Genomic DNA, 25,649 nt, shown 5'->3' with positions numbered 1-25,649 from the left:
TTGTGCCGCTAGATCATGCCTAGCAGCAATAGCACCAGCAGAATCACCAGCACCACGCCCACGATGCCGGACGGGCCGTAGCCCCAGCTGCGCGAGTGCGGGAAGACCGGTAAGCCACCAATCAGCAGAAGGATCAGGATGATGATGAGAATCGTGGTCATGACGGAGTCCTTGCGTGGTTTAGGGTCAAGGGCCTCGGACTGCTGGCCTCTTGTAAATTCGGACTGTTGCCGCTTGTGAAAGATTCAATCTGGATGGTTGCCTGTGCCGGTCTCTTCGCGGCTTAAGCCGCGAAGAGGCCGGTACTGACCACGCAGTCATGCCCGCCCATTCACTATCCTGATGAACCCTGCCTCCCACCAAGGCCTTGATTAGACTCGTTGCACAATCTGTCAGAACAAGGCGTGCCACCATGCAAAACCGCATCATGATCACTGGCGCCGGCTCGGGCCTGGGCCGCGAGATCGCCCTGCGCTGGGCGCGCGAGGGCTGGCGCCTGGCGCTGGCCGATGTCAACGAGGCGGGCCTGCGCGAAACCCTGGCGCTGGTGCGGGCTGCGGGCGGCGAGGGCTTCGTCCAGCGCTGCGACGTGCGCGACTACAGCCAGCTCACCGCCCTGGCCCAGGCCTGCGAAGAAAAATTCGGCGGCATCGATGTGATCGTCAACAACGCCGGCGTCGCCTCGGGCGGCTTCTTCGCCGAGCTGTCGCTGGAAGACTGGGACTGGCAGATCGCGGTCAACCTGATGGGCGTGGTCAAAGGTTGCAAGGCGTTCCTGCCACAGCTTGAGCGCAGCAAGGGGCGAATCATCAACGTCGCCTCCATGGCGGCGCTGATGCAGGGGCCGGGGATGAGCAACTACAACGTGGCCAAGGCCGGTGTGCTGGCGCTGTCGGAAAGCCTGCTGGTGGAATTGCGCCAGCTGGAAGTGGCGGTGCACTGCGTGTGCCCGTCGTTCTTCCAGACCAACCTGCTCGAATCGTTCCGCGGGCCGAACCCAGCGATGAAGGCCCAAGTCGGCAAGCTGCTGGAAGGCTCGCCGATCAGCGCGGCGGATATCGCCGACTACATCCACCAGCAGGTCGCGGCGGGCGAGTTTCTGATCCTGCCCCATGAGGCCGGGCGCCAGGCCTGGCAGCTCAAGCGTCAGGCGCCGGAGCGGCTGTATGACGAGATGGCAGACATGGCGGTCAAGATGCGGGCCAAGGCGCAGTCGCGCTGATTGTAGGAGTTGTCTGTAGGAGAAATTACCAACCCTTGTAGGTTTGCTCTGAATTGCTGGCGAAGTATTGTCCAGACGAATATCCCCAAGCACGCTGCGGTTTTTTCCTGTTGCGAGAGGACCGGAGCATGTTGGTGATCGGGCGTGAAGTCGGCGAAGTCATCACCATTGGTGACGATATTCGGATCAAGGTAGTGGAGTCGCGCAATGGCATGGTGCGCTTTGGCGTGGAAGCACCGCGCAAGGTGCCGGTGCACCGGGCCGAGGTGTATCGGCGGATCAAGGCAGCGCAGGCGTGCAAGGCTGATCAGCCCTGACCAGCCTGCTCCGGCCTCTTCGCGGCTGAAGCCGCTCCCACAGGTACTGAGCAGGTCTAAGGCTCAAGGTGATCCCTGTGGGAGCGGCTTGAGCCGCGAAAAGGCCGGCCCTGTCAGTCGAGCAGCTCGCGGGGCACGTCGTGCTTGGCCAGCAACTGGCACTGTTGGCTCTCCAGGTCGAACAGGATGAACGCCTGGCCCTTGGCCAATGCCTGGCGTACCCGCAGCACACGGGTTTCCAGCGGGGTGTCGTCGCCGTTGTCGGTACCGTCGCGGGTGACGAAGTCCTCGATCAGGCGGGTCAGGGTTTCGGCTTGCAGTTGGTCGTAGGGGATCAGCATGGGCAGCGCACGGTCTTGTTCATGAATGGCTGCATGCTACGCGATTCCACGGCCATCAGCTTTTGTTTCCTACCAGGCTGTCCACAGCCGGCACCCGGGTGTCGCTCTCCATCTGCGCATCGTGCTCCAACTGGTGGCTGAAGCGCTCGAGCGAGGCATTGGCCGGTTGCGAATCGCTGGCGAACACCGGTGGGCTGAGCAGGTAGGCCGAAAGCAGCCGGCTGAGCGCGGCCAGGCTGTCGATATGGGTACGCTCGTAGCCATGGGTGGCATCGCAGCCGAACGCCACCAAAGCGGTGCGAATGTCATGCCCGGCGGTCACGGCCGAGTGCGCATCGCTGAAGTAATAGCGGAACAGGTCGCGGCGTACCGGCACATCCTGGTCGCCGGCCAGCTTCAGCAGGTGGCGTGACAGGTGGTAATCGTACGGCCCGGAAGAATCCTGCATGGCCACGCTCACGGCATGCTCGCTGGAGGCCTGGCCGGGGGCGACCGGGGCGATGTCGATGCCGACGAACTCGCTGACGTCCCAGGGCAGGGCGGCGGCCGCGCCAGAGCCGGTTTCCTCGGTGATGGTAAACAGCGGGTGGCAGTCGATCAGTGGCTGGCGGCCGCTTTCCACCACTGCCTTGAGTGCGGCCAGCAGGGCCGCGACGCCGGCCTTGTCGTCGAGGTGGCGGGCGCTGATGTGGCCGCTTTCGGTGAACTCCGGCAGTGGATCGAAGGCAACGAAGTCACCGATGGCAATGCCCAGCGCCTCGCAATCGGCGCGGGTGGTGCAATAGGCGTCCAGGCGCACCTCCACGTGTTCCCAGCTGATCGGCATCTGGTCGATCGCGGTGTTGAAGGCGTGCCCGCTGGCCATCAGCGGCAACACGCTGCCGCGGAAAACACCGGTGTCGGTGAACACGCTGACCCGGCTGCCCTCGGCGAAGCGGCTCGACCAGCAGCCCACCGGGGCCAGGGCCAGGCGGCCGTTGTCCTGCAACTGGCGCACGCTGGCGCCGATGGTGTCGAGGTGGGCCGAGACAGCGCGGTCTGGCGAACTCTGCCGGCCCTTGAGGGTGGCGCGAATGGTGCCGCGGCGGGTCAGTTCAAAGGGGATGCCCAGTTCGTCCAGGCGTTCGGCCACGTAGCGCACGATGGTGTCGGTGAAGCCGGTTGGGCTGGGGATGGCGAGCATCTCCAGCAGGACGCGCTTCATGTAATCGAGGTCGGGTTCGGGGAGTCGTTCGGTCATGAGGGGGTCCTCTTTTCCTATGCTGGCCCTTTCGCGGGACAAGCCCGCGCCCACAGGGGCCGTGTGCGCGGTCATTGTGGGCGCGGGCTTGCCCCGCGAAAGGGCCATCACTGGGTTACGCCAATGCTCGGCTATGCGGGAACAGCAGGTCGACAAACCGTTCAGCCGTCGGCTGCGGTTCATGGTTGGCCAGGCCGGCGCGTTCGTTGGCTTCGATGATCACGTAATCCGGGTGTTCGGCATCGCGAACCATGAAATCCAGGCCTACCACAGGGATTTCCAGCGCCCGCGCCGCCCGCACGGCGGCATCGGCAAGCACCGGGTGCAGGCGCTCGGTGACGTCTTCCAGAGTGCCTCCGGTATGCAGGTTGGCCGTGCGCCGCACAGCCAGACGCTGGCCTGCCGGCAGCACATCGTCGTAGCCCAGACCCGCGCCACTCAGGGTGCGCTCGGTTTCGTCATCCAGCGGGATGCGGCTTTCGCCACCAGTTGCTGCCTGGCGCCGACGGCTCTGTGCCTCGATGAGCTGGCGGACGCTGTGCGTGCCATCACCGATCACCTGGGCCGGGTGGCGAATCGCTGCTGCCACCACCTCATAGCCAATCACCAGGATGCGCAGGTCGCAGCCGGCATGGAAGCTTTCCAGCAGCACACGGCTGTCGAAGCGGCGGGCGTTTTCCACGGCCTGGGTCACGTCCTCGATGCAGGTGAGATTGACTGCCACGCCCTGGCCCTGTTCGCCATCCACCGGTTTGACCACCACCGCGCCATGCTCGTCGAGAAACGCCAGGTTGTCGTCGGCATTGCCGGCCAGCTGCTGCGCCGGCACCTGCAGCCCGGCGGCGTGCAGGGCATGCTGGGTCAGGCGCTTGTCCTGGCACAGGGTCATGGTCACGGCGCTGGTCAGGTCGCTCAACGACTCACGGCAGCGGATGCGCCGCCCGCCCAGGCTCAGGGTGAACAGCCCAGCGGCAGCATCATCCACCTGTACCTCGATACCACGGCGCAAGGCTTCGTCGACGATGATGCGAGCGTAGGGGTTCAGGGTGGCTTCCGGGCCTGGACCGAGGAACAGCTGCTGGTTGATGCCGTTCCTGCGTTTGACCGCGAAGGTTGGCAGGTTGCGGAAGCCTAGTTTGTCGTACAGGCGCTTGGCCTGACGGTTGTCGTGCAGCACCGACAGGTCGAGATACGCCAGGCCGCGGCTCATGAAGTGCTCGATCAGGTGGCGCACCAGCACCTCGCCGACGCCTGGGCGGGTGCACTGCGGGTCCACCGCCAGGCACCACAGGCTGCTGCCGTGTTCCGGGTCGTCGAACGCCTTGCTGTGGTTCAGGCCCATGACACTGCCGATCACCGCGCCGCTGTCTTCATCTTCGGCCAGCCAGTACACCGGGCCACCGAGGTGGCGCGGGGTGACCAATTCAGGGTCGACCGGCAGCATGCCGCGGGCCTGGTACAGGGTGTTGATCGCCTGCCAGTCGCCGGGGTTTTGCGCCCGGCGCACGCGGAAGCCGCGGAACACCCGCTGCGCCGGTCGGTAATCGGTAAACCACAGGCGCAAGGTGTCGGACGGGTCGAGGAACAGTTGCTGCGGTGCCTGGGCCAGCAGCTGCTGTGGCGCCGCCACGTACAAGGCGATGTCGCGCTCGCCGGGGCGTTCGTCCTGCAGCGCGGCCGCCAGGCTGGCGGCGTCCGGGTAGGTGTGGCCGATCAGCAGGCGCCCCCAGCCACAGTGCAAGGCTCGCGGCTGGTCGTGGGGCTCGCTGCCGTCGCCGGCCAGGCGCGCCTGCAGGCGCTCGTAGGACGGCGCCTGGCCGCGCAGCAGGCGCTGACCGTAAGCGATTTCGTGGGCTTTCATCGGTCAGATTCCTTGTTCGCTGAGCCACAGGTTAAGGGCCGCCAGTTGCCACAGCTTGGAGCCGCGCAGCGGGGTGAGTTGGCCGTGCGGGTTGCTCAGCAGGCGGTCGATCATCGCCGGCTTGAACAGGCCGCGGTCCTGGCTCGGGTCGGTCAGCAGGTCGCGCACCCAGCCCAAGGTCGCGCCTTCCAGGTGCTTGAGGCCGGGCACCGGGAAGTAACCCTTTTTGCGGTCGATCACCTCGTGGGGGATCACCCGCCGTGCGGCCTGCTTGAGCACCTGCTTGCCGCCGTCGGGCAGCTTGAAGCGTGCCGGAATGCGCGCCGACAGTTCGACCAGGCGGTAATCGAGGAACGGCGTACGCGCCTCCAGGCCCCAGGCCATGGTCATGTTGTCGACCCGTTTGACCGGGTCGTCGACCAGCATCACCGTGCTGTCCAGGCGCAATGCCTTGTCCACGGCATCGGGTGCGCCGGGGCGGGCGAAGTGCTCGCGGACGAAGTCGCCGGCAGCGTCGGTTTCCAGCAACCAAGGGGCCTGGACCGTATCGCGGTACTCGTCATGGCTGCGGTCGAAGAAGGCGTCACGGTAGGCCGTGAAGGCATCCTCGGCACCGTCCAACTTCGGGTACCAGTGGTAGCCGGCGAACAGTTCGTCGGCGCCCTGGCCGCTCTGCACGCCCTTGCAATGCTTGGCCACCTCCCGCGACAGCAGGTAGAAGGCGATGCAGTCGTGGCTGACCATCGGCTCGCTCATGGCGCGGAAGGCCGCCGGCAGCTGTTCGATGATCTCGTGCTCGGCAATGCGCAGCTGGTGGTGGCGGGTACCGTAATGCTTGGCGATGAGGTCGGAGTACTGGAACTCGTTACCGCGTTCGCCCCCGGCATCCTCGAAACCGATGGAGAAGGTCGACAGGTCGTCCACGCCGACGTCGCGCAGCAGGCCGACCAGCAGGCTGGAATCGACACCGCCAGACAGCAGCACTCCGACGTCCACGGCGGCGCGCTGGCGGATCGCCACCGCCTCGCGGGTGCCGTCGAGCACGCGGGTGGTCCAGCCTTCCAGGTCGAGGTCGCGTTCGTCCGGGTTGGGGCCATAGTGCAGCTGCCACCAGGTCTGGCGCTCGACTTCACCGTGGCGGTCGACACGCATCCAGGTGCCGGGCTCGAGCTTCTGCACATTGGCCAGCAACGTGCGTGGCGCCGGCACCACGGCATGGAAGTTGAGGTAGTGGTTGAGTGCCACCGGGTCGAGCATCGGGTCGATGTCGCCACCCTTGAGCAGCGCCGGCAGGGTCGAGGCGAAGCGCAGGCGCTCGCCGTTGCGCGACAGGTACAGCGGCTTGACTCCGAGGCGGTCGCGGGCCAGGAACAGGCGCTGGTTGTCGCGCTCCCAGATGGCCAGGGCGAACATGCCATTGAGCTTGGGCAGCAAGGCCGCGCCCCAGGCGTGATAGCCCTTGAGCAACACTTCGGTGTCGCCGTCGGACCAGAAGCTATAGCCCAGATCCTGCAGCTCCTGGCGCAGTTCGGGGAAGTTGTAGATGGCACCGTTGAAGGCCAGCGAGAGGCCCAGGGTATTGTCGACCATCGGCTGCGCCGAACCGTCGGACAGGTCCATGATCTTCAGCCGGCGATGGCCGAGGGCGATCGGCCCCTGGCTATGGAAGCCCCAGGCGTCGGGGCCGCGGGGCGCCAGGTGATGGGTGATGCGCTCTACCGCAGCCAGGTCGGCTGGGCGAGGGGCTTGATCGATGGGGGTGAAACGCAACTCTCCTGCTAATCCGCACATAGGTCCTTACCGGTTTTTCCGTTGGGGAATGAGTGCCCCGGATTAGGGCACCCTGTAAGGAACTGACCTGTGCGGTTTGTGGGAGTTTTAGATCGATCTGTTATAAAGGCGAGTGGGGCTTGGAGTGTAGGCCGATAAATTTGTGTCGCCGGTGAGATCGAGCGCCGCCCGCGCGGCGCATCGCGGATAAATCCGCTCCTACATTTGTTGCAACGTGCCGAACCTGTTACGCCATGGTTGCCTGCCTTTGGCGCATGACTTGAGTCGTGCAAACCGGCTGACAACCATGGCCTCACAGGCATGGCCACGTTGCAACAAATGTAGGAGCGGATTTATCCGCGATGCGCCGCGCGGGCGGCGCTCGATCGCACAAACACTGAAAATCCCCCGCCGAACACCTCATCCCCTACCCGACCCGTATCTCACGATTGCCACTCATGTAGTACTCCAACCGCCCACGCAGCCAGCGCTCTGCCGGGTCGCTGTCGGTAGTGCTCAGCCAGACCATGGCCAGTTCCAGCGGCACGGTATCGAACGGCAAGGTTTCTGCCTGCAGGTTGCCCCAGCTGGCCATGGCCTCGGCAGCGTAGTCCGGGCAGCAGGCAAGCAGGTCGGTGTCGGCCAAAATGGCCGGCAATGAACTGAACTGCGGCACCGACAACACCACATTGCGCGAATGGCCGATTTCCTTCAGCCAGTCATCGACCACTCCCTGGGTGTTTGCCGTTGGCGACACCTGCACGTGGGGGCGCTGGCAAAACTGCTCCAGGGTCAGCGCTTGCGCGGACTTGTCGGCCCTGAGCACCCGCGCCTGCATGGTACGTAATACTTTACGCTTGGCATTGGCCGGCAAGCCGCGGGTCTGGCTGATGCCCACCGTGACCTCCCCCGACGCCAGCAGGTCGGGGATACGCCAGTAGTCGACATGCTGCACGACCACCACCACATGCGGCGCCTCGGTGCGCAGCGCCCGCAGCAACGGCGGCAGCAGCCCCGATTCGACATCATCGGACAAGCCGATCCTGAAGGTCATCGTACTGGTCGGCGGGTCGAAATCATGGGTCAGGCTCAGGGCAGCCGACATCGCGTCCAGTGCCGGGGTAAGGTGCTTGATCACCTCCGCCGCCCGGGCAGATGGCTCCATGCGGTTGCCGACACGGACCAGCAACGGATCGTTGAACATCGTGCGCAGCCTGGCCAGGGCCGCGCTGACCGTGGGCTGGGCGAGAAACAGCTTCTCGGCGGCGCGGGTGAGGTTGCGCTCTTGCATCAAGGCTTCGAACACCACCATGAGGTTGATGTCCGCCTTGCGCAGTTCGTTTCGATTCATGCCCGCTCCTGATTGTCGTCCAATGCCAACAGGATAGGCGTCAGGTCAGTGCGCCGCCCAGCCCCGGCTTATCGCCCCGGATAATGGTCTCTGCGCGCGAGTTTCCCGGCGCCCTCAGAGCCTGAAGGTATTTTTCACGTTTAACTCACTTGCTCATAACAACGCCTATGTCATGTTTGCACAGCGCATCATTTAATTAATAAAGGCTAATACTTTCATTAACTTTTGTTTCATATGAAACCCGCATTTCGTTAATTGCAACTTCCCTCCAAACGCCCTGACAATCGGCTCCGCTCCGAGCTGAACGCCAGTCCCTGCGCGCTCCAGGCACGAGCTCAACCCTCGATACCCGCCAATAAACTTTTCAGAGGAAGTTTATGAACGCGCCTGCCCCACACATCAACTTCGCTCTTCACGAACATCTGCTGCTGACCGGCGCCACCGGTTTTCTCGGTGGTTCGGTCACGGCCCAACTGATCGCCAATGGCCGCAGTGCCAACTTATGTTTCCTGGTCCGTGCCGACAGCCGAGAGCAAGGCCTCGAACGCCTGCGCGACAACCTTCGCCAACACGGCGTTGGCGAACGTGACTGCCTGGCCTTGCGCGCCGACCAGATCATTTGCGGCGACTTCCTCGATACCCGCTGGCTGGCCGAGGCCACGCCCCGGCTGATGCAGATCGACCGGGTGATCAACTGCGCGGCGGTGGCGTCGTTCTCGAAGAACCCGAACATCTGGCCGGTCAATGTCGAAGGCACCTACGCCTTCGCCGAGGTGATGAGCCGCTCGACGCGCCTCAAGCGCTTCCTGCACGTGGGCACGGCCATGAGCTGCGGCCCGCAGCGTGAGTCGCCGATCAGCGAGTCGTGGGACTTCCCCGCTGCCGAGCAACAGCTGGTCGACTACACCGCCTCCAAGGCCGAGATCGAACGGCGCATGAGCGAGCAGCTGCCGCAACTGCCGCTGGTGGTGGCGCGCCCGTCCATCGTGGTCGGGCACCGCACCCTCGGTTGCCAGGCTTCGGCCAGCATCTTCTGGGTGTTCCGCATGGGCTTCGCGCTGGAGAGCTTCACCTGCGAGCTGAACGAGCAGATCGATGTGATCCCGGTCGATTACTGCGCCGAAGCGCTGATCGGCCTGACGCTCAAGCCACGCCTGGAGCACAACCTGTACCACATCTCCGCCGGCCACCAGGCCGCCTGCACCTTTGGCGAGATCGACCAGGCCTTCGCCCATGCCAACGGCGCGCAGCCGGTTGGCGAGCGCTACCGCAAGGTCGATGTCGATGACCTGAAAAGCCTGGCGCAGGACTTTGAAGCGCGCATCGGCCCGGCCAACCCGCGCCTGGTACTGCGCGCCCTGCGCCTGTACAGCGGCTTTGCCGACCTCAACTACCTGTTCGACAACAGCCGCCTGCTCGAAGAAGGCATCGCCATGCCGCCACGCTTCACGGATTACCTGGATGTCTGCGTGAAGTCATCCAGCGGGGTGAGCATCGCTACTCAGATGCAGTGGGATTTCAAGTAGGTCCATACCTCAAGGCTTGACACTCGCCCTGTGGGAGCGGGTTTACCCGCGAAGAAGGCGACTCGGTGCATGGCACCGGCTTCGCCGGTGTTCGCGGTAAACCCGCTCCCACAGAGAAGCGTTGACCATGCTTAATTAGCGGTCGTTGACCAGATTTGGCGGTCTGTGGCCCGACAAGGCACTCAACAGGTTGTCCACCGCACAACTGGCCATGGCTTCCCGCGTCTCATGGGTCGCTGAACCGATATGCGGCGTCGCCACCACGTTGTCGAGCTGCAACAGCGGCGAATCGGCAGCCAGCGGCTCCTGCACGAACACATCCAGCCCGGCCCCGCGAATCCGCTTGTGCTGCAGCGCCTCGATCAACGCTGCCTCATCCACCACCCGCCCACGGGCAATGTTCACCAGGATCGCCTCGGGCTTCATCAGCGCCAGCTCACGGGCGCCGATCAGGCCCTCGGTGCTGGCACTGAGCGGCACCGTCAGGCACAGGTAATCGGCCTCGGCCAACAGCGTGTCCAGGCTGCAGTAACGCGCGGCATAACGCGCATCCACGTCGGGCTTTGGCCGCGAACTGTGGTACAGCACGCGCATCCCGAACCCGGCCGCGCCACGCCGCGCCAGCGCTTCACCGATGCGGCCCATGCCAACGATGCCCAGGGTCTTGCCATGCACATCGGTGCCGAAGTGCGCTGGCCCAAGGCTCGCCTGCCATTTCCCCTGGCGAACCCAACCGGCCAGCTCGACCACCCGCCGCGCAGTGGCCAGGATCAAGGCAAAACCGGTATCGGCCGTGGTTTCGGTGAGCACGTCAGGGGTGTTGGTGAGCATCACGCCACGCCGTGTCAGGTCGGCGATGTCGTAATTGTCGACCCCAACCGACACACTGGAAATCACCTCCAGCTGCGGCGCCAGGTCGAGCAAGTCGCTGTCCAGGCGCAGACTGGCGCCCAGCAGGCCATGCGCGCCGGGCAAGGCGTCGCGCAGACGCGCCAGGCCATCCGCGGCGCTGGTGTCCACCCAGGTCACCTCCACCTGTTGCTCAAGCTTTGCCTGCAAGGCGTCGGACAGGCGTTTGTACAAGACGATGCGTTTTTTCATTGCAGCTTCCTATTGGCTCATGGCCAGTCGTGGGCCGCCGCGCTTGGCCCGGGCTGAGGTCTGTGAGGTTTTCAGTACGGCGGTCAGGGCGACAGCAGTCAGCAGCGCCCCCGACATGAACAGGTAAGAGGCGCCCGGGCCGCCCGTGGCGCCGTTGAGATAGCCCACCAGCCACGAGCCTCCGAACGATCCCAGCGCGCCCATGCTGTTGATCAGCGCCATCGCCCCGCCGGCCACGTTGCTCGGCAGAATCTCCGGCACGATGGCGAAGAACGGGCCATATGGCGCGTACATGCAGGCACCGGCAATCACCAGCAGCGCGTAGGACAACCAGAAGTGCTCGGTGCCCAAGGCATAGGAGCCGTAGAACGCCACCGCAGCGATCAGCAGCGGCGGCCAGACGAAGCGCTTGCGCTTCTGCAGCCGGTCCGAGGCCCACGACACACCGATCATGCCCAGCACGGCCGCCATGTAGGGCACCGAGGCCAACCAGCCGGCCTCGACGATATCGACATTGGCCGCCTGCTTGAGAATCGACGGCAACCACAGCACGAAGCCATACACACCGATGCTCCAGCAGAAATACTGCAGTGACAGCACGATCACCTGTGGCGATCGGAACGCCTCGCGGTAATTCTTCACCGGTTTGATACCTTGCTGCTCGGCAGCCAGGGCCTGCTCCAGGCTGGCCTTTTCCTGTTCGCTCAGCCACGTCACCTGGGCCGGGCGGTCATCCACCAGGCGCCACCAGATGAAGGCCCAGAGCACCGCCGGCAGGCCCTCGATGATGAACATCCAGCGCCAGTCGAAATGCTTGATCAAGTACCCCGACACCACCGACATCCACAGGATGGTCACCGGGTTGCCGAGCATCAGGAAGGTGTTGGCCCGCGACCGCTCGTCGCGGGTGAACCAGTGGCACAGGTACACCAGCATGGCCGGCATCACCGCCGCTTCCACCACCCCAAGCAGGAAGCGGATGGCGATCAGCAGGTAGACGTTGCTGATCATCCCGGTCAGGGTCGCCAGGCCGCCCCAGAGGATCAGGCTGACGAAAATCAGTTTCTTCACGCTGCGCTTTTGCGCGTAGATCGCGCCGGGCACCTGGAAGAAGAAGTAGCCAAGGAAGAACAGCGCCCCCAACAGCGAAGACAGCACGGGCGTGATCTTAAGGTCGTCGGCCATGCCCGAGGCAGCAGCAAAGCCGTAGTTGGCGCGGTCCAGGTAGGCCAGGCTGTAGGTGATGAAGACGATCGGAATGATGTACCACCAGCGACGTGGTGCGAGGCGAGTCGATTGCATGAAACGTTCTCCTGAGCTTGTTGTTTTTGTCGCAACAGGGCCGGCATGCCGGCGTTCAGCGGTTCAGGCACTTCTGCGCAGTTCGTGCGCTTGCAGCTCAAAGCGGTGTGGTAGGCCTTCCATGTCGCCACGTGATTGCACGGCGCGGCTGCCGCACCAGTTGCCGCGCGCCACCGCGTCGGCCAGCGGGCGGCCTTCGAGCAGCGCGCTGACCACACCGACGGCAAAGGCATCACCGGCGCCCACGGTGTCCACCACCTTGGCCACCGGTACCGGGGCGACCTGCCCCGAGCCTCGGCCATCGCGGTAGTAGGCCCCTGCATCGCCGAGCTTGATCACCACGTGTTCCACGCCCTGGTCGAGGTAGAAGGACGCGATGTCGGCGGGTGTATGCTGGCCAGTCAGCAGGCGGCCCTCTTCCAGGCCGGGCAAGACCCAGTGGGCTTTCACCGCCAGGGCGTTGATTTCACGGACCATGGTCGTGCGGTCGGGCCACAGCGACGGGCGCAGGTTCGGGTCGAATGACACACTCCGCCCCGCCGCCCGCATGCCGTCGATCAGGGCATGGGACAGTGCCCGGCAGCTGGCCGACAGCGCCGGCGGAATGCCCGTGGCATGCAGATGGCGGGCCTGCAGCAGTGCCGGGTCGAGCAGCGCGGTGGAGAGGCGGCTGGCGGCCGAGTCGGTGCGGAAGTACTCCACGGCCGGGTCGCTGCCATCATCGCAACGGCTTTTCAGCTGAAAGCCGGTCGGGCGGCTGCCATCGACCTCGACGCGGCTGCAATCGAGGCCTTCCTGGCGCAGGCTGGCGAGCACGAAACGCCCCAGCGAGTCATCGCCTACCCGGCTCAGCCAGCGCACGCGAAAACCCAGCCGGGCCAGGCCAATGGCAACGTTGCTGTCGGCGCCGGCGATGCGTTTGCCGAAGCTGTCGACGCTGGCCAGGTCGCCGGCCTGTTCGGCGACGAACATGGCCATGGTCTCGCCGAAACACAGCACGTCATGCTCAAGCATGGCTCACCTCCTCGTTCACCCCCAACCCCAGTCTTGCCAGGTTGTGCACCTGGGCGCGGGTCAGCGCCAGCAGGTCATCGCTGACCAACGGGTACTCGACCGCACGCACCAGGCCGGGGCTGAATTCATCGAACAGCGCCGCCCAGGCCAGCAGGTCGGCAGCCTTCGGCGCCGTAGCGTGCAAGCGGCCATCTGCGCCTTGCTGCACCGCCTTGCAGTGCACGTAACGCACCCAGCGGCCAAGCTGGCGGGCGGCTTGCAACGCGGACTCGCCCTGCCACCGCCAGTTGCCGATGTCGAAGGTCATGCCCAGCGGCAGCCCCCAACCCTGCGCTTGCTGGAAGAAACGCAGCAGCGGCTCGATACGCCCACCTTGTGGGGTCTGGTCATTCTCCACCAGCAACACAGGGTCCCCCTCGTGCAGCAGTGCCTGCAACGCACTGACATCGCATTGCTCATGGTAATGCCCCAGTGAAACCTTCAGCGCCACGGCGCCCAGCGCCCTTGCCAGCGCCAGTTTCGCAGGCAGGCGTGGGTCTGGCTGGCCTTGCGCCGTCCACAGTTCCAGTGGCGAGGAATACAGACACTCCAGCCCTGCCCCGGCGATCGCTGCCGAAAGCGCGACAGTGTCCGGCGCTGCGTCAAACAACTCTTCGCGCAGTTCGATGCGCCTGGCGCCGGCAGCCGCCAGCAGTTCGACAAAACTCAACTGGCCGCGTTGCCGCACAAGGTCGGCGCCGTAGCTGGAGAGGCTGATGGAAACGGGGTTCGCGTGCATTGTTGTTGTCCTTATGAAACCGGTTTCATTTTTTAGCTGCAGTAACACGGGCAGCCCTGCTGCCCGCAGGTTATTGATGTGCCTGGGTAGAACCTCGGGTGATCAGCGTGGCCTTGAAATCAATGCGTCGAGGCGCGTCGTGGCTGCCGCGCAGGCGTTCGAGCAGGCACTCGAAAGCGGCCACGCCGATGCGCTCGGTGGGCTGGGCCAGTGCCGTGATGCCGCTGCCGACCAAGGGGTACCAGTCCAGTTCATCGAGGGCGATCAGGCCCACCTCGCTGAACAGCTTGCAGCCCGAATCGTGCAACACGCGGGTAACCGCCAGGGTGGCCACGCCGTTGAAGGTGAAGATCGCCTGCGGCCCGTGGCCCTTGCTGGCAAGAAAGGCGCCGAGCTTGGCCGGCAGGCCGGCGTCGACTTCCAGCAGTTGCTGGCGCATGCCATTGCGGTTGCTGATCGATGCGGTGAACGCCTGTACCCGCTCCAGGCGCGAGCTGGTGCCGTCGAGCGGTTCGGTGACCGCGAGAATATCGCGGTAGCCTTGCGCCTGCAGGTGGTCCAGCGCCTGCTCGATGGCATCGGCGTTGTCCAGGCCGACCAGGTCGACCTTGAGCTCCGGCAGTTGCCGGTCGACCAGCACCATGGGGATGTCGCGCTGCAGGTTGAGCAGTTCGCCGGGATGGCGGCCGAGGGTGTTCACGATCAGCCCTTCGACGTTGTAGGACTGCAAGGCCGTCAGGTGGTGGCGCTCCTGCTCGTCGTCGCGGTTGGTGTTGCACACCACCAGGCTGTAGCCGTGCTGGCGGCATGCGGTTTCCACGCCATGCATCACGGCCACTGAATAGGGGTTGAGAATGTCAGCCACGAGCATGCCGATCAGGCGTGTCTGCCCACGCTTGAGGCCGCGGGCCATTTGGTTGGGCCGGTAGCCCAGGCGTTCGATGACCTGTTCCAGGCGCTTGGCGGTGGCTTCGGCCAGCAGCTGGCGATCGCCGCCGATGTAGCGCGAGACCGTGGCCTTGGACACACCGGCCACACGTGCCACTTCACTGATGGTCACCCGCTCGCGGGCATTGGAAGGTGAATCGGTCATTGCGGGTCCCTTGTGATTGTTTTGGGTGACGGCGAATGAAACCGGTTTCAATACAGCAAAACCTTGCGCGTTCGTCAACCTGACTTTTGCCGGGAGTGTCACAAGGAGAGTGAGGTAAGGCAAGAAGTGTGTGCAATAACCTATTGATATAAATACAAGGTTTAAGCCAGACGGTGTGGGAGCGGGTTCACCCGCGAATGCGATGTCGGGTTCAACAACGCATTCGCGGGTAAACCCGCCCCCACAGAGTTACAGCGCTGCAGTTACCGCAGCTGCTTCACATCAGCGGCGCTGACTGCACTGCCCTGGTTACCCCAGCTGGTGCGAATGAAATTGACCACATCCGCCACTTCCTGGTCGCTCAGGCGCCAGCCGAACGCCGGCATGGTGAAGTTCGACGGCGCTGTATGGGTCGCCGGCACCGTGCCGCCCGCCAGCACCACATGGATCAGCGAGGTGGCATCCGCCGTCTGCACCACCGGGTTGCCCGCCAGGGCCGGGAACACCCGGGTATAGCCGTGGCCATCGGTACGGTGGCAAGCCGCGCAGTTGTCGATGTACACCGACGCCCCCGGCTTGCTGTCGTCGCCCTGCCACAAGGCATCGGCCACCTGCTTGTCATACACATGCGGCTTGTCGTTCGGATCGCTCGGCGGCAGGGTCTTCAGGTAGCGGGCGATGGCGGTCAGGTCGGCGTCGCTCAGGTGCTGCATGCTGTGTTCGACCACATCGCTCATGCCGCCGAACACCGCGCTGCGGTCGCTGCGCCCCGTCTTGAGGAACTGCACCAGCTGCGCCTCGCTCCAGCTGCCCAGGCCGTCCTTGTAGTCGCCGCGCAGGTTCTTGGCGATCCAGCCTTCCAACGGCGCACTGCCAGCCAGGAACTGCTCGCCGTCCGCCGGGCTCAGTGCCTTTTCCTGCATGGTCAGGGCGCGCGGGGTGTGGCAGGCGCCACAGTGGCCCAGGCCTTCGACCAGGTAGGCGCCACGGCTGACCACCGGGTCTGCAGCGGCCGGCGCCTGCCAGGCTTGCACCTCGGGGGCGAACAGCCCGCGCCAGATCGACAGCGGCCAGCGCATGCTCAACGGCCAGGGGATATCGGTCGGCTTGTTGGCCTGCGCGACCGGCTCGACGCCGTGCATGAAGTACGCATACAGCGCCTGCATGTCGTCGTCGCTGACCCGCGCATAGGACGGGTACGGCATGGCCGGGTACAAGGTGCTGCCGTCCTTGGCGATGCCTTTGCGCACGGCCTGGTCGAAGTCGGCGAAGCTGTACTGGCCGATGCCGCTGGCGTGGGGCGTTATGTTGGTGGAATACACCGTGCCGATCGGGGTCTCCATCGGTAACCCACCGGCAAAGGGCTGGCCGCCCTTGGCGGTATGGCAGGCCACGCAGTCACCCGCGCGGGCCAGGTATTCGCCCTTCTTCACCAAGGCATCGTCGGCCTGGGCTGCGGCGGTGGCGCCCAGCAGCAGGGTTGCGATCAACAGGTTCTTCATGTTCATCGCTCCTCAAGCCTGAACCAGCGGGCCGGGGTTCTTCAGGTACTGCTCGCGGATCGCCCGGGCCGACCAGTAGGTCAGCGCGGCTACCAGGCCCGTGGGGTTGTAGCCCAGGCCCTGGGGGAACGCCGAAGCACCGGGGACGAACACGTTGTGCACGTCCCAGCTCTGCAGGTAGCGGTTCAGGGCGCTGGTTGCAGGGTCGCTGCCCATGATCGCGCCACCGTTGAGGTGGGTGGTCTGGTAGCTGGCGGTGTTGAAGTGCTCCTTGACCTTCTTGCCGAGAATGGCGATGGACTTGGGGTTCATCGCCTGGGCGATCTTGCTCAGCTTGTCGACCATGAACTGGTTCATCCTGATGTCGTTCTCTTGCCAGTCGAAGGTCATGCGCAGCAGCGGCTGGCCGTAGGCATCGCGGTAGGTCGGATCGAGGTCAAGGTAGTTACCGCGGTACGACTGGTGCGCACCGTGGGCGTCCATCGACACCTGGTGGGTGTAGTAGTCGGCGGTGGCCTTCTTCCAGGCGCTGCCCCAGGCCGGGGTGCCCGGCGGGTTGGCGACCCCGGCGATCGGCCGGCTGCCGGCCTGGTTGACCCACATCGGCGAGCCACCGACGAAGCCGTGCGGCCCATGGTCGAAGTTGTCGGCGTTGAAGTCGTCGATGGCCACGCCGTTGCCGCCAGCACCGATGAAGTTGTTGGTGTAGGTGTCCTTGTCGAAGAACGCCTTGACCGTGCCCATGTTCTGGTAGGCAAAGTTGCGCCCGACCACCCCTTCGTTCTTGACCGGGTCGTAAGGCTTGCCGATGCCGGACAGCAGCATCAGGCGCACGTTGTTGAACTGGAAGGCGGCAAGGATGACGATGTCCGCCGGTTGCTCCACTTCGCGGCCCTGGGCATCGATGTAGGTCACACCGGTGGCCTTGCGCTTGCTGTCGTCAAGGTTCACCCGCAGCACGTGGGCGTTGGCGCGCAGTTCGAAGTTCGGCACCTGGCGCAGCGCCGGCAGGATGTTCACGTTCGGCGAGGCCTTGGAGTACATGTAGCAGACGTAGCCGCTGCAGAAGCCGCAGAAGTTGCACGGGCCCATCTGCGCGCCGTACGGGTTGGTGTACGGCCCGGAGGTGTTGGCCGACGGCAAGTTGTAGGGTTTGTAGCCGAGGCTGGCGGCGGCCTTTTCGAACAGCTTGGCCGACACCACGTTCTTTTGCGATTCCAGCGGGAACGGGTTGGAGCGGTCAGGCGCGTAGGGGTTGCCGCCCTTCCCTTCGCCCACCCGCTTGCCCTTGACGGTCCAGGCCTGGCCCGAAGTGCCGAAGACCTTCTCGGCGAAGTCGAAATGCGGCTCGAGCTCCTCGTAGCTGACGCCGAAGTCCTGGATGGTCATGTCTTCGGGGATGAAGCGCTTGCCGTAGCGCTCCTCGTAGTGGCTGCGCATGCGCAGCTCCATCGGGTCGACCCGAAAGTGCACGCCCGACCAGTGCAGGCCCGCACCGCCAACGCCCTTGCCCGGCAGGAAGGCGCCGAGCTGGCGGTTGGGCAGCGCAACATCGTTGACGCTGTGGCGGATGGTGACGGTTTCTTTCGACACATCGACGAACAGCTTCTTGCGCACGCTGTAGGTCAGCTCGTCGATCACCTGCGGGTAGCTGCCGTCCGGGTAGGTGTCCTGCATCGGCCCGCGCTCCAGCGCCACCACCTGCAGCCCGGCTTCGGTGAGTTCCTTGGCCATGATTGCGCCGGCCCAGCCGAAGCCGACAATCACCACGTCAGCCTTTTTCATTGCATTGGCCATGCCTTACGCCCTCTCGCCACGAATCGAAACGGCCGGGAACGGGTATGGCGCGTTGCGCTCGACCCAGTCCATGAAATCTGCCCGGGCACCCGGGAAGCCAATCTGCGTCCAGCCGACCATGCCTTTGTTGCCGCCGTGAATCGGGTCGCAGAAGAAGCCTTCGCGGGTGTTCTGTACCAGCAGGCTGAAGAACACCTTGGCCGGCACCTGCTCGAAAACGATCTCACCGGCTTCGATCTTGCCGAGAATCCTGTCTCGGGTAGCGCTATCTTGCTCGGCAAAGGTTTTACCGCTGGCGTTTTTGCTCCAGGCCTCCGTGGCGGCTATCCCTAAGCGGTAGATCTGTTGCGGGCTGAGTTGCAACTGGTAGCCGAGCTCCGGGGCGGCGTCGGCCTTGAACGGGCCTTGCATGTACCACTGGGCGCCGGTGGCGTAAGGGGTGTTCATCTGGCGGTCGATGAATTCGGCGGCGCCAGCTTCCAGTGCTCCGGGGCCGAGTTCGTCGGCGGGAATGATGCGCGACACGGCCGCTTGCAGGAACGCCCACTCTTCGGCGGTGAAGAAGGTCGGCTGATAGTTGCCAGCCGAGGGTGTGGCCGGCACCTTGGGTTCGCGCACAGGCTCGGCCAGCAACTGACTGGCACCGAGGCCGGTACTGGCCACGGTGACCACCGGGATCAAGGTCAGGGTCTTGCGCAGGAAGTCCCGGCGCGGGTTATCGGGGGCATGCTCAGGCATTTCGAGTCCTCATCGGCATTGGGGCGGCCTTGGGTTGCGCCATCTGGTGTCCGGTCAGGCCGGAAAAACGGCGTAATCTAGCTGGTTTGGACATCTTTTGAAACCGGTTTCAGAACCTGCGACATCTTGCACCTTGACACGCCCCCTGTGGGAGCCGCGCTTGCCGGCGATCGAGGGCAAAGCCCTCGCCTGTTACCTGCAGGATTTTTGAAGCCCCGACAACCCTGGGGCCGCTGTGCGGCCCATCGCCGCCAAGCGCAGCTCCCACAGAAGAACTGCCGCACCTCAGAAATCGAAGGTATAGCCGACAATCAACCGGTTCTCGTCCGCCGCATCGGCAAAATTCGAGCGCATGCTCGCGTTACGCCAGCGCAGCGACACGTTCCTGAATGGCCCCGATTGCACCACATAAGTGATGTCCGTGGTCCGCTCCCACTCCTTACCCTCGCCGTCCTGTACCGCGAGCGCCCTGCCCTTGGCCGTGGCGATACGCTGCGGGTCGACCTGGTCACCCTTCACATAACGCACGTTAAATGCCAGCCCAGGGATGCCGAGGGCGGCAAAGTTGTAGTCATAGCGCAGCATCCAGGCACGCTCGTTGGCCAGGGCGAAAGTGCTGACCTGCTGTTCACTGAACAGGTAGGTATCAGTACCGCCCACATAGGCGTAGGCGGTGGCGCCGCTGACCTTCTGGTAGCCGCCGCTGAAGGTGTGGCCGTGCAGGCTGTAGCCGAAGTTGGTGCTCAAGGTGCGGTTGTCGACCTCCCCCAGCAACGCCCGGCCCTGTTCCTTGGCGTTGAACCAGCGCCACTCGGTGAACGCCTCACCCGGACCCAGGGCGATGCGGTACTTGAAACCAGCAAAATCGCGGCGGAACAGGTCTTCGAGTTCACTGCTGTGCACGCTCAAAGTCAGGTTGTTCAAGGGTTGGTAATCGGCCCCGGCGTAATACAACCGGTCACTGCTCACCGTCGCTGAATAGGCGCCTTGTTGCGCCATCGCCGTCAGGTCTTCGAAGTCGGTGGAATCGCGCAGCTTGGTAGCATCCACCTGCAACACGGTGAAGGTGAAATCATCCAGGTCCTTGCTGACCACCTGCACCCCATTGAACCATTGCGGGAACAGGCGGCTGTAATTCGACGCCAGCAGCGGCAGTTGGGGGCTCAACCCACCCGCCTGCAGCTCGGTCCGTGACAGCTTCGCCTTGAAGGTGACGACCGCCTTGCCATAGTTGTCCGCAGCACGCTTGTCACTGCCTCGCGGCAACAGCCCGGTGCCGCTGCGGTCGGGCGCAGAGTCGAGCTTGACGCCCAGCATGCCGGCCGCGTCCAGGCCCAAGCCGATAACCCCGTCGGTATAGCCGGACTGCCACTTGAGCATGAAACCCTGGGCCCACTCGCCGCGCCGCGACTGGTTGGCCGTATCACCATGGAAATCGCGGTCGAAGTAGAAGTTGCGCAGCTCCAGGCTGCCCTTGCCGTCATCGGCCCAGCCAGCCTGGGCTGCCTGGCACGCGCAGCCAAGCGCCGCGAGCATCAGCGATGCCCGCTGGGAGTGAGAAATGTTCATGGTTTCGCCTTGTTATTGTTCTTGTTGGACAGCAGGGGAACTCAGGCTTTGGGGTTCCTGACGTAGCGCATCACCACCAGGCAGGCGATCAGGATCAGCGGCGCAATCGACAACATGCCCATGTAGCTGCTGCCGGTAAGGTCGTTGATCTTGCCGACCATCACCGGCGCGACGATGCCGCTCAACTGGCCGACCGAGTTGATCGCCGCCGTGCCAGTGGCAATGGCCAGGCCCGAGAAGGTCGACTGCGGGATGGTCCAGAAGATCGGGATGGCGATGAAGGTGCCGGCGGTGGCCAGCACCAGCGCCGCCATCATCGCCCAGGACGAGTCCGCGTACAGGCACGCCAACAGGTAACCCAGCGCCGACGCCAGCAGGCAGTACACCAGGTAACGCTTGCGTTCGCCGGTGCGGTCGGAGCGCCGGGTCAGCAGCACCATGCCGATGCAGGCCACCGCATAGGGCAGTGCCGACAGCACACCGACCCAGAGCATGTCCTGCACGCCGGACGACTTGATCAGGTGCGGCATCCAGAAGTTCAGGCCGTAGGAAGCGGTTTTCACCACGTAGTAGATGAACGCCATGATCGCCACTTCACGGGTCAGCAGTACCCGCCAGATCGACCCCAGCACCGGCTTCTGCACGCGTCGGTCCTGGGCCAGGTTCTCTGCCAGCAGGTCTTTCTCCTGGCGGCTCAGCCATTTGGCCGACTCGATGTCGCGGTCCAGTTTCCACAGCACCAGCCCGCCCAGCAGCACGCACGGCAACCCCGACATGAGGAACAGCCAGTGCCAGCCGGCCAGGCCCAGCACGCCATCCATCGTCCCCAGCAGAAAGCCCGCTGCCGGCCCGCCCACGGCACCTGCCAGGGGCACGGCGAGGAACCACAGGCCGTTCATCTTCGCCAGGTGTTTCCTGGGGAACCAGCAGGCCAGGTAGAACAGGATCGCCGGCCCGAACCCGGCCTCCATCACCCCGATCAGAAAGCGCAGGAAGTACAGCGTGTACTGGGTGTAGGCAAACACCAGTGCCGCCGTGGCCAAGCCCCAGGACACCATGATCCGGCAGATCCACGCCGGCGTTCCGTAGCGCTTGAGGCCCAGGCTGCTCGGCACTTCGAACAGCACGTAGCCGATGAAGAACATGCTGGCGGCCAGGCCATAGGCGGCATCGCTCAGGCCCAGCTCAGCCTGCATCTGGGTCTTGGCAAAGCTGATGTTGATGCGGTCAAAGTAGGAAAACAGAAAGCAGATGATGGCCAGCGGCATGATGCGCCAGGCCACACGGCGGTACAGCAGCAGTTCATCGATGTGGCTGTCGGCGCGCTCGCGCGCCACTTCGCCGGTCAGGGCAACCATGGTGGATCTCCATTCTTGTAATTATTGGAGAGCGACGGCGCCCCAGGTGGGCACCGCGTGCAACGCGTCAGGCAATGCGCACGAGCTTGTCCTTGAAGGCCTGGCCCTTGCGCGCGTACTCGGCGGCATTGGCCTGCAGGCCAGCGATGGCTTCTGGGCTCAGCTCCCGTACCACCTTGGCCGGCGCCCCGAGGATCAGCGAGTTGTCGGGGAACACCTTGCCCTCGGTGACGATAGCGCCGGCACCGACCAGGCAGTTGCGGCCGATGACCGCACCGTTGAGTATCACCGCCTGGATCCCGACCAGCGCGCCATCGCCGATGCTGCAGCCGTGCAGCATGGCCTGGTGGCCGATGGTGACGTTGCCGCCCACGGTCAGGGCAAAGCCCGGGTCGGCATGCAGCACCGCCCCTTCCTGGACGTTGCTGTGCTGGCCGATGCGGATTGGCGCGTTGTCACCGCGCAGCACCGCCTGCGGCCACACACTGACGCCCTGCTCCAGGGTGACGTCGCCAATCACTGTGGCCTCCTCGGCAATGAAGGTTTGCGGGTGAATGGCCGGCGCCAGCGTGTCGTATCGATAGATCGCCATTCAGCGCACTCCCTGGTCCTGATCGTCGGTTTTCAGCACGCCAGCCGCGCACAGTTCGGCGATGTGCTCATCGCTGTAACCCAGCTCGCGCATGACCTTGTACGTGTGTTCGCCAATGCGCGGGATCGGCCGGCGCGGCTGCAGGCGCTGGCCGTCCAGCGACAACGGCAGCAAAGGCATCGGCGTGCTGCTGCCATCCTCCAGCAGCTGGTCAGCCAGGCCACCGCTCTGGGTCAGGTGCGGGTCATCGAACAGCTCTTCCGGGCGGCGGATCGGCGCGAACGGAATGTCATTGGCCTCCAGTTCCACAGCCAATTGCCGGGCATCGAGGTTGGCGAACACCTCGGCAAGGTGCGCCAGCAGCCGCGGCCGCTGCAATACCCGGTCATTGTTGCTGGCCAACGTCGGGTCATCGAGCAAGGCGGTCTGGCCCAGCAGCTGGCACAGGGCATGCCACTGGCCCTCACCCGTGGCGGCAACGAACATCTGCTCGCCACCCGCAAACGTGAACACATCGTAGATGGCCCAGGCGCTGATGCGGTTGGGCATCGGCGCCGCCGCCTGGCCCGTCACCACGTACTGCTGCATGTGCTGGGCCGCGAGCAGCACGCAGTTCTCGTACAGCGCGCTCTGCACTTCACGGCCAAGCCCCGTGGTGTTGCGCTCGTTGAGCGCGGCCAGTACACCAATGGCGCCGAACATGCCGCCCATGATGTCGTTCACCGAACTGCCGGCGCGCAGCGGGCGGCCCACCGGGCCGGTCATGTAGGCCAGGCCGGCCATCATCTGCACCACCTCGTCCAGGGCCAGGCGGTTGTCGTACGGGCCACTGAGGAAGCCCTTGTGCGAGGCGTAGATCAGCCGCGGGTTGCGCTGGCGCAACGCGGCATGGTCCAGGCCCAGCTTGAGCATGCGCCCGGGCTTGAAGTTCTCGATGAACACGTCAGCGGTGTCGATCAGCGCCAGCACCGCCTCACGGCCCTGGGGCGTGTCGAGATCGACGGCGATGCATTGCTTGTTGCGGTTGAAGGTGCGGAAGAACCCTGCCCCCGCCCCCAGCAACCGGCGCGTACCGTCACCCCGGGTGGGTTCGATCTTGATCACTTCGGCACCCAGGTCACCGAGGATCATGCCGCAGGTGGGGCCCATGACCATGTGCGAAATCTCGACGACACGAATGCCGTCCAAGGGGAGTCTGGACATTATGCGATTCCTGGGTAATTGAGCGGCAACCCGGCGCGGGCGATAGCGCCGTAGAGCGGTTCATCCGGCAAGGCCTCACGCAGCAACTGGCGTGTGGCGATCAGCGCTGGCAAGTCGATACCGGTGTCCAGGCCCATGCTGTGCAGCATGAACACCAGGTCTTCGGTCACCGTGTTACCCGACGCTCCCGGTGCGAACGGGCAACCGCCAAGGCCGGCAAGCGATGCATCCAGCTCGCGAATACCCTGCTGCACCGCCACCAGGCTGTTGGCCAGGGCCAGGCCACGGGTGTCGTGGAAGTGCGCGGCGCGCAGGCGCTCACCGGCAATGCCTCGCACGGCCTGGATCACCGTTGCCACCTGGCCGGGGTTGGCGTAGCCGGTAGTGTCGCCCAGCGAGACCAGGTCGCAGCCCGCCTCGATCACCTGGCGAGTCAGCTCGCACAAATCGGCCAATGGCACATCACCCTGGCGGGTGCAACCAAAGGCCACCGACATGCCGGCGATCATCTGCACATCGTGACGCCCCAGCTCGCTGCGCAGCTGGCACATGCGCCCCAGTTCCTCGACCATTTCCTGCGGCGTGCGGCGCACGTTGGCCAGGCTGTGGGCGGTACTGACCGATACCGGCGCGACGATACGCTGGGCGCCGGACTCCAGCGCATCCTGCGCACCGCGCAGATTGGGCGCCAGCACTGTCACCAGCAGGTCGGGGTAAGTCAGGGCGTGGGCCACCACCTGCCTGGCGTCGGCCATCTGCGGCAGCAACCGGGCCGGCACGAACGAGGCGACTTCCATATGGCGCACGCCGGCGGCATAGGCGCTGTCGATCCAGCGCAGCTTGGCGGCGGTCGGCATCACCGTGTGCAGGCTCTGCAGGCCATCGCGCATACCGACTTCATTGAGGGTTATTGTTGTCATCGGGGTCTCTCTGTCTGAAGCGTGGGGCCAGACTAAGAGCAGCACGGCGGGCAGAAAAGACGTGTTTCACGGGCTGATCCATCGCCAGCCACGATGGATCAATTGCCTGTTTGCCAGGCCGGCGCGCGCAGCAGCAAATGGTCCAGCAAGCGGCGCGCAGACAGGCTCAAGGCATGACGGTCGCGCATGCAGATGACGAACTCGCCCAGCGCCCAGTCATCGGTCAGTGGAATCACCCGCAGGTCGAACAGCTGCGCATAGCGCGCCACCGCCTCCTGCGGAAACACCGCCAGGCCCAGGCCAAACTGCACCAGGCGATAGGCCGCATCGAACGACGACACGTACGAGCGAAAGCGCAGTTCCTTGCCCGCCGCCTCGGCGCTGTTGCGCATGAACGTGTTGAGCGTGGCGAATGCCGACAAACCCAGGTGTTCGTAATCCAGCGTCTCTTCGAACGCGATGCTGGCCCGCCCGGCCAGCGGGTGATCGACGCCAACCACCACGGCCAGATGATCCTGCCGGTACGGCACGAACTCCAGATCGCCGACGGCCATCGACTTGCGGCAGATGCCCAGGTCGGCACTGCCTTCAGCCACCCCACGTACCACATCAGGGCTGAAACGTTCTTCGATATCGGCCTGGATCAGCGGGTTGTCGAGCATGAACGCCGACAACTCTTCAGGCAGGAACTCCATGATCGACGACACGTTGGCCAGCACCCGCACATGCCCGCGGGCGCCTTCTGCGTACTCGCTCAACTCGCTGTCCAGGCGCTCCATGGCCCGGGTCAGGCCACGGGCATGGCGCAACAGCGCAAGGCCCGCAGGGGTCGGCTCGACGCCGCGCTTGCTGCGCTTGAGCAACGCCGTGCCAAAACGCGCTTCGATATCCGAAATCCGCTTGCTGACCGCCGATGGCGCCATGAATGCCCGCTCGCTGGCACGGGCGATGGTGCCGGCTTCGCAGACCACGATGAACAGGTGCAACGACAGGTGATCGAGGGGCTGCATGGCGGTACCCATTGCGCAAATGGCAGTCATCCTAGCACCTGCCG

General features: G+C 64.7%; 22 protein-coding genes and 1 pseudogene. 3 read left to right on the top strand and 20 right to left on the bottom strand.

The window, feature by feature from the left end; translation table 11 throughout:
- Positions 1-8: 8 nt before the first annotated feature.
- Positions 9-161, bottom strand: a complete 153-nt coding sequence (locus tag ACIPZ5_RS19820; RefSeq protein ID WP_012271016.1) for a DUF3309 family protein — start codon at positions 159-161, stop codon at positions 9-11.
- A 251-nt stretch (positions 162-412) separates the two neighbouring features.
- Between ACIPZ5_RS19820 and ACIPZ5_RS19815 the strand changes: the two genes are divergently transcribed.
- Positions 413-1,222 carry an SDR family oxidoreductase gene (locus ACIPZ5_RS19815; RefSeq protein WP_261941163.1) on the top strand — a complete coding sequence of 270 codons (810 nt, stop codon included), beginning with the start codon at positions 413-415 and terminating at the stop codon, positions 1,220-1,222.
- 128 nt (positions 1,223-1,350) lie between these two features.
- Positions 1,351-1,539 carry a carbon storage regulator CsrA gene (gene csrA, locus ACIPZ5_RS19810; RefSeq protein ID WP_261941162.1) on the top strand — a complete coding sequence of 63 codons (189 nt, stop codon included), beginning with the start codon at positions 1,351-1,353 and terminating at the stop codon, positions 1,537-1,539.
- 113 nt (positions 1,540-1,652) lie between these two features.
- Here csrA and ACIPZ5_RS19805 read toward each other — a convergent pair whose 3' ends face one another.
- The 5 genes from ACIPZ5_RS19805 to ACIPZ5_RS19785 all read right to left on the bottom strand — a co-directional run bounded on the left by ACIPZ5_RS19805 (position 1,653) and on the right by ACIPZ5_RS19785 (position 8,102).
- Positions 1,653-1,880, bottom strand: coding sequence for a YheU family protein (locus ACIPZ5_RS19805; protein WP_003252629.1), 228 nt, complete (start codon positions 1,878-1,880; stop codon positions 1,653-1,655).
- A 55-nt stretch (positions 1,881-1,935) separates the two neighbouring features.
- Positions 1,936-3,120, bottom strand: a complete 1,185-nt coding sequence (locus ACIPZ5_RS19800; RefSeq protein WP_110639583.1) for an osmoprotectant NAGGN system M42 family peptidase — start codon at positions 3,118-3,120, stop codon at positions 1,936-1,938.
- 115 nt (positions 3,121-3,235) lie between these two features.
- Positions 3,236-4,981, bottom strand: a complete 1,746-nt coding sequence (gene ngg / locus ACIPZ5_RS19795; RefSeq protein WP_343598961.1) for an N-acetylglutaminylglutamine synthetase — start codon at positions 4,979-4,981, stop codon at positions 3,236-3,238.
- A gap of 3 nt (positions 4,982-4,984) precedes the next feature.
- Entirely contained in the window at positions 4,985-6,772 is a 1,788-nt protein-coding gene (locus tag ACIPZ5_RS19790) for an N-acetylglutaminylglutamine amidotransferase (protein ID WP_400810246.1), read from the bottom strand.
- 406 nt (positions 6,773-7,178) lie between these two features.
- Positions 7,179-8,102: a LysR substrate-binding domain-containing protein gene (locus tag ACIPZ5_RS19785; protein WP_261944200.1), complete on the bottom strand. Its 924-nt coding sequence runs from the start codon at positions 8,100-8,102 to the stop codon at positions 7,179-7,181.
- Between the two features lie 377 nt (positions 8,103-8,479).
- Here ACIPZ5_RS19785 and cprA point away from each other — a divergent pair, with 377 nt between their 5' ends.
- A complete protein-coding gene (gene cprA, locus ACIPZ5_RS19780; protein WP_400810244.1) occupies positions 8,480-9,628 on the top strand; it encodes a cationic peptide resistance protein CprA in 1,149 nt (382 codons plus the stop codon).
- Positions 9,629-9,763: 135 nt separating this feature from the next.
- On the opposite strand, the gene ACIPZ5_RS19775 is transcribed toward cprA, so the two are convergent.
- The 14 genes and pseudogenes from ACIPZ5_RS19775 to ACIPZ5_RS19710 form a co-directional block, all read right to left on the bottom strand.
- Positions 9,764-10,729 (bottom strand): 2-hydroxyacid dehydrogenase, encoded by a 966-nt coding sequence (locus tag ACIPZ5_RS19775; RefSeq protein WP_400810242.1) that lies wholly within the window; start codon positions 10,727-10,729, stop codon positions 9,764-9,766.
- Positions 10,730-10,746: 17 nt separating this feature from the next.
- Positions 10,747-12,031: pseudogene (locus tag ACIPZ5_RS19770) on the bottom strand (MFS transporter).
- 63 nt (positions 12,032-12,094) lie between these two features.
- On the bottom strand, positions 12,095-13,045 hold the full coding sequence (locus ACIPZ5_RS19765; protein WP_400810240.1) for a sugar kinase: 951 nt from the start codon (positions 13,043-13,045) through the stop codon (positions 12,095-12,097).
- Complete coding sequence (locus tag ACIPZ5_RS19760; RefSeq protein ID WP_400810238.1) at positions 13,038-13,823, bottom strand: sugar phosphate isomerase/epimerase family protein; 786 nt, start codon at positions 13,821-13,823, stop codon at positions 13,038-13,040. The genes ACIPZ5_RS19765 and ACIPZ5_RS19760 overlap by 8 nt, the downstream gene beginning before the upstream one ends.
- Before the next feature lie 70 nt (positions 13,824-13,893).
- Complete coding sequence (locus tag ACIPZ5_RS19755; protein ID WP_261944194.1) at positions 13,894-14,916, bottom strand: LacI family DNA-binding transcriptional regulator; 1,023 nt, start codon at positions 14,914-14,916, stop codon at positions 13,894-13,896.
- Positions 14,917-15,179: 263 nt separating this feature from the next.
- Positions 15,180-16,418 (bottom strand): c-type cytochrome, encoded by a 1,239-nt coding sequence (locus tag ACIPZ5_RS19750; protein WP_400810236.1) that lies wholly within the window; start codon positions 16,416-16,418, stop codon positions 15,180-15,182.
- Between the two features lie 12 nt (positions 16,419-16,430).
- Complete coding sequence (locus tag ACIPZ5_RS19745) at positions 16,431-18,215, bottom strand: GMC family oxidoreductase (protein ID WP_261944192.1); 1,785 nt, start codon at positions 18,213-18,215, stop codon at positions 16,431-16,433.
- Positions 18,216-18,218: 3 nt separating this feature from the next.
- Complete coding sequence (locus ACIPZ5_RS19740) at positions 18,219-18,953, bottom strand: gluconate 2-dehydrogenase subunit 3 family protein (protein WP_400810234.1); 735 nt, start codon at positions 18,951-18,953, stop codon at positions 18,219-18,221.
- Between the two features lie 285 nt (positions 18,954-19,238).
- Positions 19,239-20,522, bottom strand: a complete 1,284-nt coding sequence (locus ACIPZ5_RS19735) for an OprD family porin (RefSeq protein WP_400810232.1) — start codon at positions 20,520-20,522, stop codon at positions 19,239-19,241.
- 41 nt (positions 20,523-20,563) lie between these two features.
- Positions 20,564-21,880: an MFS transporter gene (locus tag ACIPZ5_RS19730; protein ID WP_400810231.1), complete on the bottom strand. Its 1,317-nt coding sequence runs from the start codon at positions 21,878-21,880 to the stop codon at positions 20,564-20,566.
- A 67-nt stretch (positions 21,881-21,947) separates the two neighbouring features.
- Positions 21,948-22,472: a gamma carbonic anhydrase family protein gene (locus ACIPZ5_RS19725; protein WP_400810229.1), complete on the bottom strand. Its 525-nt coding sequence runs from the start codon at positions 22,470-22,472 to the stop codon at positions 21,948-21,950.
- Entirely contained in the window at positions 22,473-23,675 is a 1,203-nt protein-coding gene (locus ACIPZ5_RS19720; RefSeq protein ID WP_400810227.1) for a CaiB/BaiF CoA transferase family protein, read from the bottom strand. It lies immediately after the preceding gene.
- A complete protein-coding gene (locus ACIPZ5_RS19715; protein ID WP_261944186.1) occupies positions 23,675-24,595 on the bottom strand; it encodes a hydroxymethylglutaryl-CoA lyase in 921 nt (306 codons plus the stop codon). The genes ACIPZ5_RS19720 and ACIPZ5_RS19715 overlap by 1 nt, the downstream gene beginning before the upstream one ends.
- A gap of 98 nt (positions 24,596-24,693) precedes the next feature.
- Positions 24,694-25,605, bottom strand: a complete 912-nt coding sequence (locus ACIPZ5_RS19710) for a LysR family transcriptional regulator (RefSeq protein WP_400810272.1) — start codon at positions 25,603-25,605, stop codon at positions 24,694-24,696.
- Positions 25,606-25,649 lie beyond the last annotated feature (44 nt).

The organism is Pseudomonas sp. NPDC089428, from assembly GCF_044749325.1.
In the GTDB taxonomy this organism is placed as follows: domain Bacteria; phylum Pseudomonadota; class Gammaproteobacteria; order Pseudomonadales; family Pseudomonadaceae; genus Aquipseudomonas.
This window is presented reverse-complemented; position numbering and strand designations above follow the sequence as displayed.

Excerpts from the sequence above, each read along its gene's own strand:
- csrA (WP_261941162.1), top strand. The coding sequence starts at position 1,351 with ATGTTGGTGATCGGGCGTGAAGTCGGCGAAGTCATCACCATTGGTGAC.
- ACIPZ5_RS19815 (WP_261941163.1), top strand. The coding sequence starts at position 413 with ATGCAAAACCGCATCATGATCACTGGCGCCGGCTCGGGCCTGGGCCGC.
- ACIPZ5_RS19725 (WP_400810229.1), bottom strand. The coding sequence starts at position 22,472 with ATGGCGATCTATCGATACGACACGCTGGCGCCGGCCATTCACCCGCAA.
- ACIPZ5_RS19750 (WP_400810236.1), bottom strand. The coding sequence starts at position 16,418 with ATGAAGAACCTGTTGATCGCAACCCTGCTGCTGGGCGCCACCGCCGCA.
- cprA (WP_400810244.1), top strand. The coding sequence starts at position 8,480 with ATGAACGCGCCTGCCCCACACATCAACTTCGCTCTTCACGAACATCTG.
- ACIPZ5_RS19745 (WP_261944192.1), bottom strand. The coding sequence starts at position 18,215 with ATGGCCAATGCAATGAAAAAGGCTGACGTGGTGATTGTCGGCTTCGGC.
- ACIPZ5_RS19820 (WP_012271016.1), bottom strand. The coding sequence starts at position 161 with ATGACCACGATTCTCATCATCATCCTGATCCTTCTGCTGATTGGTGGC.
- ACIPZ5_RS19800 (WP_110639583.1), bottom strand. The coding sequence starts at position 3,120 with ATGACCGAACGACTCCCCGAACCCGACCTCGATTACATGAAGCGCGTC.
- ACIPZ5_RS19755 (WP_261944194.1), bottom strand. The coding sequence starts at position 14,916 with ATGACCGATTCACCTTCCAATGCCCGCGAGCGGGTGACCATCAGTGAA.
- ACIPZ5_RS19730 (WP_400810231.1), bottom strand. The coding sequence starts at position 21,880 with ATGGTTGCCCTGACCGGCGAAGTGGCGCGCGAGCGCGCCGACAGCCAC.
- ACIPZ5_RS19805 (WP_003252629.1), bottom strand. The coding sequence starts at position 1,880 with ATGCTGATCCCCTACGACCAACTGCAAGCCGAAACCCTGACCCGCCTG.
- ACIPZ5_RS19775 (WP_400810242.1), bottom strand. The coding sequence starts at position 10,729 with ATGAAAAAACGCATCGTCTTGTACAAACGCCTGTCCGACGCCTTGCAG.
- ACIPZ5_RS19710 (WP_400810272.1), bottom strand. The coding sequence starts at position 25,605 with ATGCAGCCCCTCGATCACCTGTCGTTGCACCTGTTCATCGTGGTCTGC.
- ngg (WP_343598961.1), bottom strand. The coding sequence starts at position 4,981 with ATGAAAGCCCACGAAATCGCTTACGGTCAGCGCCTGCTGCGCGGCCAG.
- ACIPZ5_RS19720 (WP_400810227.1), bottom strand. The coding sequence starts at position 23,675 with ATGTCCAGACTCCCCTTGGACGGCATTCGTGTCGTCGAGATTTCGCAC.
- ACIPZ5_RS19785 (WP_261944200.1), bottom strand. The coding sequence starts at position 8,102 with ATGAATCGAAACGAACTGCGCAAGGCGGACATCAACCTCATGGTGGTG.
- ACIPZ5_RS19740 (WP_400810234.1), bottom strand. The coding sequence starts at position 18,953 with ATGCCTGAGCATGCCCCCGATAACCCGCGCCGGGACTTCCTGCGCAAG.
- ACIPZ5_RS19715 (WP_261944186.1), bottom strand. The coding sequence starts at position 24,595 with ATGACAACAATAACCCTCAATGAAGTCGGTATGCGCGATGGCCTGCAG.
- ACIPZ5_RS19760 (WP_400810238.1), bottom strand. The coding sequence starts at position 13,823 with ATGCACGCGAACCCCGTTTCCATCAGCCTCTCCAGCTACGGCGCCGAC.
- ACIPZ5_RS19765 (WP_400810240.1), bottom strand. The coding sequence starts at position 13,045 with ATGCTTGAGCATGACGTGCTGTGTTTCGGCGAGACCATGGCCATGTTC.
- ACIPZ5_RS19735 (WP_400810232.1), bottom strand. The coding sequence starts at position 20,522 with ATGAACATTTCTCACTCCCAGCGGGCATCGCTGATGCTCGCGGCGCTT.
- ACIPZ5_RS19790 (WP_400810246.1), bottom strand. The coding sequence starts at position 6,772 with ATGTGCGGATTAGCAGGAGAGTTGCGTTTCACCCCCATCGATCAAGCC.